The organism is Faecalibacterium sp. I4-1-79 (genome assembly GCF_023347235.1).
GTDB lineage: Bacteria > Bacillota > Clostridia > Oscillospirales > Ruminococcaceae > Faecalibacterium > Faecalibacterium tardum.
The window spans coordinates 2,373,213-2,385,435 of the sequence record NZ_CP094467.1 but is presented as its reverse complement, the minus strand read 5'-3'; the positions used below and the strand labels follow the sequence as shown (position 1 = coordinate 2,385,435).

The following is a 12,223-nucleotide window of genomic DNA, read 5'->3' as shown; positions in this document are numbered from 1 at the left end:
CTCCGTGGGGCGGCTTTTTGCGTCCCACTTCATCAAATTTTTGGGAGGACACTATGAAAGAGCTTGCAAAGCAGTACGATCCCAGTCAGGTGGAAGATCGTATCTACCAGTTCTGGCTGGATGGCGGCTACTTCCACACGAAGGCCGATCCGGACAAGAAACCCTACACTATCGTTATGCCGCCGCCGAATGTTACCGGTCAGCTGCACATGGGGCATGCGGTGGATAACACCATGCAGGATATCCTCATCCGCACCAAGCGGATGCAGGGCTACGCCGCCCTGTGGGTGCCCGGCACCGACCACGCCTCCATTGCTACCGAAGCCAAGGTGGTGGAGGCTATGCGCGCCGAGGGCCTGACCAAGGAGATGGTCGGCCGCGACGGTTTTCTGGAGCGCGCATGGGCATGGAAAACCAAGTACGGCAACCGCATCGTCAGCCAGCTGAAAAAGCTGGGCAGCAGCTGCGACTGGGAGCGCGAGCGCTTTACCATGGACGAGGGCTGCTCTGAGGCTGTCAAGGAAGTGTTCGTACGCCTGTACGACAAGGGCCTGATCTACCGCGGCAACCGCATGGTCAACTGGTGCCCCCACTGCAACACCTCCATTTCCGATGCCGAGGTGGAGTACGAGGAGAAGGACGGCAGCTTCTGGCATCTGCTGTACCCGGTCAAGGAGACCGGCGAGATGCTGGAACTGGCCACCACCCGCCCCGAGACCATGCTGGGCGATACCGCCGTGGCTATCAACGGCGAGGATCCCCGCTACGCCCATCTGCACGGCTGCCATGTGGTGCTGCCCCTGCTGAACAAGGAAATCCCCATTGTCTGCGATGAGCACGCCGATATGACCAAGGGCACCGGCGTCGTGAAGATCACCCCCGCCCACGACCCCAACGACTTTGAAGTTGGTCTGCGTCACGACCTGCCCATCGTGCGCGTGTTCACCTACGACGGCCACATGACCGGCGCTGCCGACAAGGCTGCAGCCGATGCCCTGTTTGCCGCCGGCAAGAACACCGTCAACGAGCCCCATGTGCTGGACTGCGGCAAGTACGCCGGCATGACCGCACTGGAAGCACGCAAGGCCATTCTGGCCGACCTGAAGGAGGGCGGCTTCCTGAAGGAAATCGAGCCCCTCAAGCATGAGGTCGGCACCTGCTACCGCTGCCACTCCACCATTGAGCCGATGATCTCCAAGCAGTGGTTCGTCAAGATGGAGCCGCTGGCAAAGCCCGCCATCGAGAGCGTGGAGAAGGGCGAGATCAAGTTTGTGCCCGAGCGCTTTACCAAGAACTATATGAACTGGATGAAGAACACCCGTGACTGGTGCATCAGCCGCCAGCTGTGGTGGGGTCATCAGATCCCGGCTTGGTACTGCGACGACTGCGGCGAGACCGTGGTGGCAAAGTCCGCTCCCTGCACCTGCCCCAAGTGCGGCAGCGCAAAGCTGACCCAGGATCCCGACACGCTGGATACCTGGTTCTCCTCTGCCCTGTGGCCGTTCAGCACGCTGGGCTGGCCCAACGAGGACAGTGCCGACCTCAAGTATTTCTACCCCACCAATACGCTGGTCACCGGCTACGACATCATCGGCTTCTGGGTCAGCCGCATGATTTTCTCCGGTCTGGCTTACACCGGCAAGGCTCCCTTTGACACGGTCTGCATCCACGGTATCGTGCGTGACAGTCAGGGCCGCAAGATGTCCAAGAGCCTTGGCAACGGCATCGACCCGTTGGAAGTCATTGCCCAGTACGGTGCAGACGCTCTGCGCTTTATGCTGGTGGACGGCTCCACCCCGGGCAACGATATGCGCTATATCGAAAAGAAGGTGGAGGCTGCCCGCAACTTTGCCAATAAGCTGTGGAACGCCACCCGCTTTGTGCTGATGAACCTGCCCGAGGACTTTGAGCCGGGTCTGCCCAGCGAGGAGCTGCTGGACATGAGCGACAAGTGGGTGCTGACCAAGCTGAATCAGGTGGCCGGTGCTATGACCGACAATCTGGAGCACTACGAGATGGGTCTGGCTGCCGCCAAGATCAACAGCTTTATCTGGGACGTCTACTGCGACTGGTTCATCGAGATCGCAAAGCCCCGCCTGAACTCCGGCGATGCACAGCAGGCCGATACCGCCCGCCGCGTGCTGGTGTATGTGCTGGATAAGGCGCTCAAGCTGCTGCACCCCTTCATGCCCTTCATCACCGAGGAGCTGTATCAGGCTCTGCCCGGCTCTGCCGAAACCATCATGACCCAGGCTTGGCCCACCTTTGACGCCGCTCACAACTGGGCCGCTGAAGAGGAAGCCTTTGAAAAGGTGATGGATTATATCAAGGCTGTGCGTACCATGCGCACTGAGATGAACGTGCACCCCGCTAAAAAGACCAGCATGATCATCGAAACTGCCGATGCCGCTCCTTTCCAGAACGCACAGGTCTATCTGGCCAAGTTCGCCTTTGCCACCGATGTGACCTTTACCGAAAAGTATGAGGGCAGCACCGACGGCATGGTACAGGTGTCCACCCACGCCGCCCGCGGCTTCATTCCCATGATGGAGCTCATCGACCGTGAGAAGGAGCTGGCTCGTCTGAACAAGGAAAAGGCCAAGGCTGAAAAGGAAATGGCTATGTTTGGCAATCAGCTGAACAATCCCAAGTTCGTGGAGCGTGCCCCGGCGGCTCTGGTGGAGGAGATCCGCACAAAGTTCGCCAAGAGTCAGGACAAGCTGGCCAATATTGAGCAGAGCATCAAGGCTTTGGGTTGAAATAGTGGAATATTATAACAGAGAACGCACCTCGCTGTGGGTCATTGTGGGACGAGTGGCCTTTACCGTTGCACTCGTCGCCTGCATCTGGTTCATCTTTTCCAACTCCATGGCGGTGGCAACGGTCTCCTCTGGTTCCAGCGGCCGGGTGCTGGCGTGGATGCGCATCATCCTGCGCCATCTGGGACACCCGGGGCTGGCCGACCGCCTGACCATGCACATCGTGCGCAAGCTGGCACACTTTTGCGAGTATACGCTGGAGGGCTTTCTGCTCATGCTCTGTATGCGGGTGTACAGCCGTCACCCGCTGCGGCATATCACCGTGCCCATGCTGGGTGGTGTGCTGACGGCGCTGACCGATGAGACTATTCAACTCTTCTCAGAAGGGCGCAGCAGTCAGGTTACCGATGTGTGGCTGGATTCTGCCGGTGTTCTGGCTGGCATCCTTGTTGCCATTGTGCTGCTGCTGGCCTGCGAGGGGCTGTATTATCACATGAAAAGGAGACACGAATGACCATCCAACAGGCAAATCAGTATTTTGCAGCCCTGCCGGACGGCTTTGCCGACCCGGCGCAGCTGGGTGCGCTGCTGCCCGCCTCGGTGCAGCAGGTGCAGTTCGTGGGTGTGGCAGGCACTGCCGGTAAAACGGCGGTGGCGCGTCTGCTGACAGCCATCCTGCGCGCGCAGGGGATCCGTGCCGGTGTCTACCATGCCGGGTGCGAGCCCCTTGTTGCCCGCATCCGTGTGGATGGCAAGCCGGCGGACGAGGCACTGCTGTGCCGCGCCGCCGATGCCCTTGCTGCCCATGAGGAGCTGCCTTTGCAGGCGGCAGAGCTTGTCGCCGCTGCGTACTGCTTTGGCGAGGCTGGCTGCGCGCTGGCTGTGGTGGAGCTGCCGGACGCAGGTCTGGCTGCGGTGCTGCCCAAAATGCCGGTGTGCGCCGTCACAGCGGTGGGGCCGGACGGCGTGAGCCGGTCGGTGGAGCGTCTGGCTGCATTGGCAGGCGGCGTGATGCGCAAGGACAGCATCTGCGTCACCGCGCCGGAGCAGCCCAAGGCGGTGCTCAGTGAGCTGGTTGTGGCTGCGGGCAAGTGCAGCTGTGAGCTGGTAGTGCCCGACCCGGAGGATATTACCTTTCTGGAAGCAGAACAGTTTGCCAGCCGGGTGGACTACGGCGGCTATACGGTGCCGCTGGCCTTTCTGGGGCGTCACGCCGCGGGCAACGCCGCCATGGCGGTGGAGCTGGCACTGGCGCTCTGCCGCAAGGGGGTGGACATCTCCGATGAAGCCATTCTGGATGGCATCGCTGCCGTGGACAACCGTTGCAGCATCCGGGTGCTTTCCCAGCGCCCGCTGGTCATTCTGGACGCCTGCCGCACCCCGCAGCAGGCTGCTGCGCTGCTGCGCGTGCTGAACATGGCTAAAGTGCGCCACATGAGCGCCATCATCGGCCTGACCGAGGAGGAGGGCGCCGAAGCCTTCTTCTCCGCGCTGGAGACCGGCCTGAGCCCCGAGGAACAGAAAAAGGATAAATCCACCATGCCCGGCATGAGCGAGAGCCCCTTTGATAAGGTGTATCTCGTCACGCCCGCCGGTGTGGAGGAGCAGCTGACCCGGCGCCTGACCGAGAAAGCCAAATATCACTTTGATGCCCAGCTCTGCACCAGTCTGGACGAGGCAGTGCAGCTGGCGCACGCCAACACCCGCCGTGGTCTGCTGGTCTGCGGCAGCGAGGCGGCAGCACTGGAAGCAGCGGCTCTGCTGGCAAAGGCGTAAGCTGCCGACAGCTTTTTCTAAAAAATAACCCGAAGATCCTGTACACTGAAGCTATGTGTACGGGATCTTTTTTATTTTGCAAAAAGGAGATGGACAAGCAATGGCAACAGTGACCTTCAGCGCGGCAGGGGAGACCCTGTATGCCTATCTGGCGGGCGAGATCGACCACGATGCCGCCCAGAGTCTGCGGATGCAGCTGGACGATGCACTGGTCAGCCGCAGCCCTCGCACCTTGATCATAGACCTTGGCGGGGTGGGATTCATGGATTCCTCCGGCGTCGGGCTCATCCTTGGGCGGCAGCGCTGCGCCCGCGTTCTGGGCACGACCCTGCGGTTGCAGCACGCCCCTGCACAGCTTCAAAAAGTCCTGCGGCTGGCGGGCATCCCCTGTATGGAGAACATAGAAAAGGAGAATGCACAATGAAAGCAGAAAACAGTACCCGTATCCAGTTCGATTCCCTCAGCAGCAACGAGGCCTACGCCCGCGGCGTTACGGCGGCCTTTCTGGCGCGATACGACCCCACCGTGCCCCAGCTTGCCGACCTGAAAACGGCAGTGTCCGAGGCGGTGACTAACTGCATCGTCCACGCCTACCCGGAGCGTATCGGGCCGGTGTGTATGACCATAGCGGTGTACCCCGACCGGGAAGTGCACATCACCATTACAGATAAGGGCATCGGCATCCCCAACGTGGAGCAGGCCATGCAGCCATTGTTTACCACCGGCAACCCCGAGGAACGCTCCGGTCTGGGCTTTGCGGTAATGCAAAGCTTCATGGACAGGGTCAAGGTCACCTCAAAGCCCGGCAAGGGCACAAAGGTGCTGCTGGTCAAGCGTCTGTCCCGGCGGGAGCCTACATAAAAAGGAAAGGCGGTCCGGTATATGGTAACGGATAAGACCCGGCGGGAAGCATTCATCACGCAGAATCTAGGGCTGGTGCACGCCTGTGCGGGCAGATTTCGTGGGCGCGGCATGGAGTACGACGATCTGTACAGCGCAGGCTGCGTGGGACTCATCAAAGCCTACGATAACTTTGATGAGAGCCGGGGCGTGTGTTTTTCTACCTATGCCGTGCCGGTGATCCTTGGCGAGATCAAAAAGCTGTTCCGGGATGGTGGCACAGTCAAGGTGAGCCGCTCCCTGAAGGAACTGGGAATGCGGGTGCAGGCGGCACGGGAACATACCATGAAACTATGCGGCACAGAGCCTACCTTGCAGCAGCTGGCAGAGCAGCTGGACGAACCAATAGAGAATGTGGCCCTTGCCATACAGGCCGCTAAGCCCGCCATGAGCCTGACCCCGGAGGGCGGCGAGGATGGAGACCGGCAGCTGGATATCCCGGTGGAATCCCCGGAGGAGGAACTGGCGGATAAGATCAGTCTGGCAGAGGTGATCGAAGCGCTGCCGGAGCAGGACAAGCAACTGATCCGCCTGCGCTTTTATGGTAACCGCACCCAGAGCGAGACGGCAAAGGCACTGCACACGACACAGGTACAGATCTCCCGGCGGGAACGCAAGATCCTGATCCGGCTGCGCACCCGGCTTTTAGAGGAATAAGGGAGGAAGTGTCTATAAAAAATGTAAAAAACTGGGCAAAAAGTCAAAAGAATGATTTTGGCGTAAAAATTGTAAAAAAGCGCTTGCTTTTTGAGGGATGCTGTGCTAAAATACATTACTGTCAGGCGGACGTCCGACAGAATGAAATACTTCAAAAACGACGTCAAACGGAGAGATTCGACGGAATCAAAAATGAATCTCAAAAATCTTTCAAAAAAGTGCTTGACAACTTATCACGAAAGTGATAAAATAACTAAGCTATCAGCCGCTAAGGCTGAGGCGCACAGGACCTTGAAAATTGAACAATATCGAAAGAACTTGTAACGGAACCTATATTCGTGTTGGAAAAACACGGTAAACAATTCCAAACAAAAGTAATTCACACAGGACGCAAGCGATTGCGTGCTGAGCGAAACAAGATTTAACACTTTTAAGTGATAAATATCATTTATAAAGAGTTTGATCCTGGCTCAGGACGAACGCTGGCGGCGCGCCTAACACATGCAAGTCGAACGAGCGAGAGAGAGCTTGCTTTCTTGAGCGAGTGGCGAACGGGTGAGTAACGCGTGAGGAACCTGCCTCAAAGAGGGGGACAACAGTTGGAAACGACTGCTAATACCGCATAAGCCCACGGCTCGGCATCGAGCAGAGGGAAAAGGAGCAATCCGCTTTGAGATGGCCTCGCGTCCGATTAGCTAGTTGGTGAGGTAACGGCCCACCAAGGCGACGATCGGTAGCCGGACTGAGAGGTTGAACGGCCACATTGGGACTGAGACACGGCCCAGACTCCTACGGGAGGCAGCAGTGGGGAATATTGCACAATGGGGGAAACCCTGATGCAGCGACGCCGCGTGGAGGAAGAAGGTCTTCGGATTGTAAACTCCTGTTGTTGAGGAAGATAATGACGGTACTCAACAAGGAAGTGACGGCTAACTACGTGCCAGCAGCCGCGGTAAAACGTAGGTCACAAGCGTTGTCCGGAATTACTGGGTGTAAAGGGAGCGCAGGCGGGAAGACAAGTTGGAAGTGAAATCCATGGGCTCAACCCATGAACTGCTTTCAAAACTGTTTTTCTTGAGTAGTGCAGAGGTAGGCGGAATTCCCGGTGTAGCGGTGGAATGCGTAGATATCGGGAGGAACACCAGTGGCGAAGGCGGCCTACTGGGCACCAACTGACGCTGAGGCTCGAAAGTGTGGGTAGCAAACAGGATTAGATACCCTGGTAGTCCACACTGTAAACGATGATTACTAGGTGTTGGAGGATTGACCCCTTCAGTGCCGCAGTTAACACAATAAGTAATCCACCTGGGGAGTACGACCGCAAGGTTGAAACTCAAAGGAATTGACGGGGGCCCGCACAAGCAGTGGAGTATGTGGTTTAATTCGACGCAACGCGAAGAACCTTACCAAGTCTTGACATCCTGCGACGCACATAGAAATATGTGTTTCCTTCGGGACGCAGAGACAGGTGGTGCATGGTTGTCGTCAGCTCGTGTCGTGAGATGTTGGGTTAAGTCCCGCAACGAGCGCAACCCTTATGGTCAGTTACTACGCAAGAGGACTCTGGCCAGACTGCCGTTGACAAAACGGAGGAAGGTGGGGATGACGTCAAATCATCATGCCCTTTATGACTTGGGCTACACACGTACTACAATGGCGTTAAACAAAGAGAAGCAAGACCGCGAGGTGGAGCAAAACTCAGAAACAACGTCCCAGTTCGGACTGCAGGCTGCAACTCGCCTGCACGAAGTCGGAATTGCTAGTAATCGCAGATCAGCATGCTGCGGTGAATACGTTCCCGGGCCTTGTACACACCGCCCGTCACACCATGAGAGCCGGGGGGACCCGAAGTCGGTAGTCTAACCGCAAGGAGGACGCCGCCGAAGGTAAAACTGGTGATTGGGGTGAAGTCGTAACAAGGTAGCCGTAGGAGAACCTGCGGCTGGATCACCTCCTTTCTAAGGAGTCAGGCAATGACAGAGCATCTAAGATGGTCGGTCATTGGAACAGGTGATAAGTTAAAGTTTAAGTAGATATTGTTCGATTTTGAGGGCCCTGAAAAGGAGTTACTCAAAACCTTATGTGGGGGTTTAGCTCAGCTGGGAGAGCACCTGCTTTGCAAGCAGGGGGTCAAGGGTTCGATTCCCTTAATCTCCACCACATGGGCCAATAGCTCAGCTGGCTAGAGCACACGACTGATAATCGTGAGGTCGATGGTTCGAGTCCATTTTGGCCCACCATGTGATGAAAGTCAGAGTTCCGGGAGACCGGACTTTGAAAGACATCACCAAGACGTACCTTGAAAACTGAATAATAACTGCGAAACAAAGATTATAGTAAGTTCTTTTTTAAGAAATATTACAATTTCAAAAGGAAGGGTAACAATAATCTTCGTTGGCAAGAGAGAATCAAGAGGATACCAAATGTTCTTAAAGAACGTTTGAAAGGTCAAGCGAACAAGGGCGCAGGGCGAATGCCTTGGCACTGGGAGCCGATGAAAGACGTGATAAGCTGCGATAAGCTTCGGGGAGCTGCAAATAAGCATTGATCCGGAGATTTCTGAATGAGGAAACTCACCTGGGTTCATACTCAGGTACGTTATACTGAACTTAAAAATAGGTATATCGAGGGAACCGCCTGAACTGAAACATCTAAGTAGGGCGAGGAAGAGACATCAAACGAGATTCCGTAAGTAGTGGCGAGCGAACGCGGAAGAGGGCAAACCGGGAGTAGAAATACTTCCGGGGTACGGACCGCATTTAGGACTTAAGTTGTTAACCGAACGGCATGGGAAGGCCGGTCAGAGAGTGTGAGAACCACGTAGGTGAAAACGACAAGAGCTGAGCGAGTTCCAGAGTACGGCCAGACACGTGAAACCTGGTCGGAATACGGGGGGACCACCCTCCAACCCTAAATACTACCCAGTGACCGATAGCGTATAGTACTGTGAAGGAAAGGTGAAAAGCACCCCGGGAGGGGAGTGAAAAAGAACCTGAAACCCTGTGCCTACAAGCACCTAGAGCACGTCAAAGTGTGATAGGGTACTTTTTGTAGAACGGTCCGGCGAGCGATTGTATGCAGCAAGGTTAAGGACTTAAGGTCTGGAGCCGAAGCGAAAGCGAGTTTGAAAAGGGCGTTAAGTTGCATACAATGGGCCCGAAACCGGGTGACCTACCCATGGTCAGGTTGAAGTGGAAGTAAAATTCCATGGAGGACCGAACCGACCTCCGTTGAAAAGGCGGCGGATGAACTGTGGGTAGCGGAGAAATTCCAATCGAACCCGGAGATAGCTGGTTCTCCCCGAAATAGTTTTAGGACTAGCCTCAAGTTAGATACCTGGAGGTAAAGCACTGAATAGCCTAGCGGCCGAGAGGTTAGCGAAGCTTATCAAACTCAGAATGCCAGAGTATTGATGCTTGGGAGTCAGACAGTGTCAGATAAATGTCATTGTCAAAAGGGAAACAGCCCAGATCTACAGCTAAGGTCCCAAAGTCAGGTTAAGTGGAAAACGATGTGAAGATACGTAGACAACCAGGATGTTGGCTCAGAAGCAGCCACACATTCAAAGAGTGCGTAATAGCTCACTGGTCGAGCGTCTTTGCGCGGAGAATTTAACGGGGCTAAACCTGACACCGAAGCTTAGGCAATACAGCAATGTATTGGGTAGGGGAGCGTTGTATACGCGGTGAAACAGTAGCGCAAGCGGCTGTGGAGTGTATAGAAGTGAGAATGCCGGAATGAGTAGCGCGAATGCAGTGAGAATCTGCATGGCCGAAAGCCTCAGGTTTCTGGAGGAAGGTTCGTCCGCTCCAGGTTAGTCGGGAGCTAAGGTGAGGCCTAACGGCGTAGCCGATGCACAGACGGTAGAGATTCCGTCACCACCAAAAGAGTTAAACACAGGGACACATTTGAAGTCTCGGAGCCGGGTGTTGGTTCCGGTAGCGATCGAGGGAAGTTAGTACCGAAGTCCGGGATGGAAGATGGCGAGAAAAGCTGTGTGTATTTCTGCGGTGCCCGTACCGCAAACCGACACAGGTAGGTAGGAAGAAGATTCTAAGGCCAACGGGAGAAGGGTTGTTAAGGAACTCGGCAAATTGACCCCGTAACTTCGGGAGAAGGGGTGCTCCAGAGATGGAGCCGCAGAGAATCGGCCCAAGCAACTGTTTACCAAAAACACAGGTTTGTGCTAAATCGAAAGATGACGTATACGAGCTGACGCCTGCCCGGTGCTGGAAGGTTAAGAGGAGATGTGCAAGCATTGAATCGAAGCCCCAGTGAACGGCGGCCGTAACTATAACGGTCCTAAGGTAGCGAAATTCCTTGTCAGGTAAGTTCTGACCCGCATGAAAGGCGTAATGATTTGGGCACTGTCTCGACAGCCCGCCCGGCGAAATTGTAGTACCGGTGAAGATGCCGGTTACCCGCGACAAGACGGAAAGACCCCATGGAGCTTTACTGTAGCCTAATATTGGGTTTCGATGTTGCATGCACAGGATAGATGGGACACAGGGAAACAAGTGCTTTGGCATTTGTGGAGTGGCCGTTGGGATACCATCCTTGCGATATTGGAATTCTAACCTGCGCCTTTGAATCAAGGCGGGGGACATTGTTAGGTGGGCAGTTTGACTGGGGCGGTCGCCTCCTAAAGAGTAACGGAGGCGTTCAAAGGTTCGCTCAGCTTGAACGGAAATCAAGCAAAAGAGTGCAAACGCAGAAGCGAGCCTAACTGCGAGACTGACGGGTCGAGCAGTAACGAAAGTTGGAGTTAGTGATCCGGTGGTATGTGAGTGGAAATGCCATCGCTCAACGGATAAAAGTTACCCTGGGGATAACAGGCTGATCTCCCCCAAGAGTCCACATCGACGGGGAGGTTTGGCACCTCGATGTCGGCTCATCGCATCCTGGGGCTGTATTCGGTCCCAAGGGTTTGGCTGTTCGCCAATTAAAGCGGTACGCGAGCTGGGTTCAGAACGTCGTGAGACAGTTCGGTCCCTATCTGTCGTGGGCGCAGGATATTTGATGGGAGCTGTTCCTAGTACGAGAGGACCGGAGCGGACGTACCTCTGGCGCACCAGTTGTTCTGCCAAGGGCATAGCTGGGCAACTATGTACGGATCGGATAAACGCTGAAAGCATCTAAGCGTGAAGCCGACCCAAAGATAAGATATCCCATTGTTTCAAACAAGTAAGACCCCTTGAAGACTACAAGGTTGATAGGCATGATGTGTAAGTGGAGTGATCCATTCAGCAAGCATGTACTAATAGGTCGAGGGCTTGACCACAATTCGCTTGAGACTTTTAAGTCAACGAAAAAATGTCAGCAGTGATTATTCAGTTTTGAAGGCACGTCCTTCTAAGAAATACTGGACAGAAGCACAGAAATGTGTTATACTGATTCAGTCAAATCGGTCGGTGTCGATGACGGTAAGGTTCCACCTGTTCCCATTCCGAACACAGAAGTTAAGCTTACTTGTGCCGAAGATAGTTAGCTGGAAACGGCTTGTGAAAATAGGTAGTCGCCGACTTTTATGTGGCCCGTTGGTCAAGCGGTTAAGACAGAGGCCTCTCACGCCTTTAACATCGGTTCGATTCCGGTACGGGTCACCATATGCACCTCTAGCTCAGTTGGTAGAGCAACTGACTCTTAATCAGTGGGCCCAGGGTTCGAGTCCCTGGAGGTGCACCACATCAACAAAATCCGAACTTTTTTCCGATAGGAGAAGGGTTCGGATTTTTTGTATTCTTCGGAAAACAGAACGAATCCCTTGCTTTCATCGAAAAACGTCCTAGACCTTATCACAAAAAAGCAGGACAGACCATGGTAAGAGTGCCGTAAGGTAGAAAGGACACGAGTATGAAGTACGATGAAAGAACCTGCAAATTCAACATGGACACCGGCTGCGTGGAACTGCTGCTCCGGGATGGGAGAATGATCTCCATTGACTGCACTGGGGTCGAGGATGAATTGGACGTGACCATGGCGCAGAGGATGGAACTGGACTACCTCATCTACAACGATCCGCTGGGCTATGCCGATTTGATTCTGAACGGTGACCCGGAGGAATATTTGAAGAATATGGCTGGAAGCCATGGGCTAGAAGATTAAGGGCAAAACAAAAACAGGGTGCGCCC

The 12,223-nt window shown here is 55.1% G+C and carries 7 protein-coding genes, 4 tRNA genes and 3 rRNA genes; all 14 read left to right on the top strand.

What is annotated here, in order from left to right; genetic code table 11:
• The first annotated feature begins 53 nt into the window (after positions 1-53).
• The 14 genes from MTP36_RS11820 (at position 54) to MTP36_RS11755 (ending at position 12,197) form a co-directional block, all read left to right on the top strand.
• Positions 54-2,759 (top strand): valine--tRNA ligase, encoded by a 2,706-nt coding sequence (locus MTP36_RS11820; protein WP_249250880.1) that lies wholly within the window; start codon positions 54-56, stop codon positions 2,757-2,759.
• Between the two features lie 4 nt (positions 2,760-2,763).
• Entirely contained in the window at positions 2,764-3,273 is a 510-nt protein-coding gene (locus MTP36_RS11815) for a VanZ family protein (protein ID WP_249250866.1), read from the top strand.
• Positions 3,270-4,535: a folylpolyglutamate synthase gene (locus MTP36_RS11810; protein ID WP_249250864.1), complete on the top strand. Its 1,266-nt coding sequence runs from the start codon at positions 3,270-3,272 to the stop codon at positions 4,533-4,535. Before MTP36_RS11815 ends, MTP36_RS11810 begins: the two co-directional genes overlap by 4 nt.
• 100 nt (positions 4,536-4,635) lie before the next feature.
• Positions 4,636-4,959: an STAS domain-containing protein gene (locus MTP36_RS11805; RefSeq protein ID WP_055186045.1), complete on the top strand. Its 324-nt coding sequence runs from the start codon at positions 4,636-4,638 to the stop codon at positions 4,957-4,959.
• Complete coding sequence (spoIIAB, locus tag MTP36_RS11800) at positions 4,956-5,396, top strand: anti-sigma F factor (RefSeq protein WP_005925208.1); 441 nt, start codon at positions 4,956-4,958, stop codon at positions 5,394-5,396. The genes MTP36_RS11805 and spoIIAB overlap by 4 nt, the downstream gene beginning before the upstream one ends.
• Positions 5,397-5,417: 21 nt before the next feature.
• Positions 5,418-6,092 (top strand): sigma-70 family RNA polymerase sigma factor, encoded by a 675-nt coding sequence (locus MTP36_RS11795; RefSeq protein ID WP_097778750.1) that lies wholly within the window; start codon positions 5,418-5,420, stop codon positions 6,090-6,092.
• Between the two features lie 447 nt (positions 6,093-6,539).
• Positions 6,540-8,050, top strand: a 16S ribosomal RNA gene (locus MTP36_RS11790).
• Between the two features lie 126 nt (positions 8,051-8,176).
• Positions 8,177-8,252 (top strand) — tRNA-Ala (locus tag MTP36_RS11785).
• Positions 8,253-8,255: 3 nt separating this feature from the next.
• Positions 8,256-8,332 (top strand) — tRNA-Ile (locus MTP36_RS11780).
• Positions 8,333-8,538: 206 nt separating this feature from the next.
• Positions 8,539-11,373, top strand: a 23S ribosomal RNA gene (locus MTP36_RS11775).
• A gap of 126 nt (positions 11,374-11,499) precedes the next feature.
• Positions 11,500-11,616, top strand: a 5S ribosomal RNA gene (rrf, locus tag MTP36_RS11770).
• The 16S, 23S and 5S rRNA genes sit together here with 4 tRNA genes alongside, the layout of an rRNA operon.
• 7 nt (positions 11,617-11,623) lie before the next feature.
• Positions 11,624-11,698 (top strand) — tRNA-Glu (locus MTP36_RS11765).
• 3 nt (positions 11,699-11,701) lie between these two features.
• Positions 11,702-11,777: transfer RNA gene (locus tag MTP36_RS11760), tRNA-Lys, on the top strand.
• A 168-nt stretch (positions 11,778-11,945) separates the two neighbouring features.
• Complete coding sequence (locus tag MTP36_RS11755; RefSeq protein ID WP_249250862.1) at positions 11,946-12,197, top strand: DUF6061 family protein; 252 nt, start codon at positions 11,946-11,948, stop codon at positions 12,195-12,197.
• Positions 12,198-12,223 lie beyond the last annotated feature (26 nt).

Bases quoted from the DNA above. Each gene is read 5' to 3' on its own strand.
- MTP36_RS11810 (WP_249250864.1), top strand. From the start codon at position 3,270: ATGACCATCCAACAGGCAAATCAGTATTTTGCAGCCCTGCCGGACGGC.
- MTP36_RS11795 (WP_097778750.1), top strand. From the start codon at position 5,418: ATGGTAACGGATAAGACCCGGCGGGAAGCATTCATCACGCAGAATCTA.
- spoIIAB (WP_005925208.1), top strand. From the start codon at position 4,956: ATGAAAGCAGAAAACAGTACCCGTATCCAGTTCGATTCCCTCAGCAGC.
- MTP36_RS11820 (WP_249250880.1), top strand. From the start codon at position 54: ATGAAAGAGCTTGCAAAGCAGTACGATCCCAGTCAGGTGGAAGATCGT.
- MTP36_RS11755 (WP_249250862.1), top strand. From the start codon at position 11,946: ATGAAGTACGATGAAAGAACCTGCAAATTCAACATGGACACCGGCTGC.
- MTP36_RS11805 (WP_055186045.1), top strand. From the start codon at position 4,636: ATGGCAACAGTGACCTTCAGCGCGGCAGGGGAGACCCTGTATGCCTAT.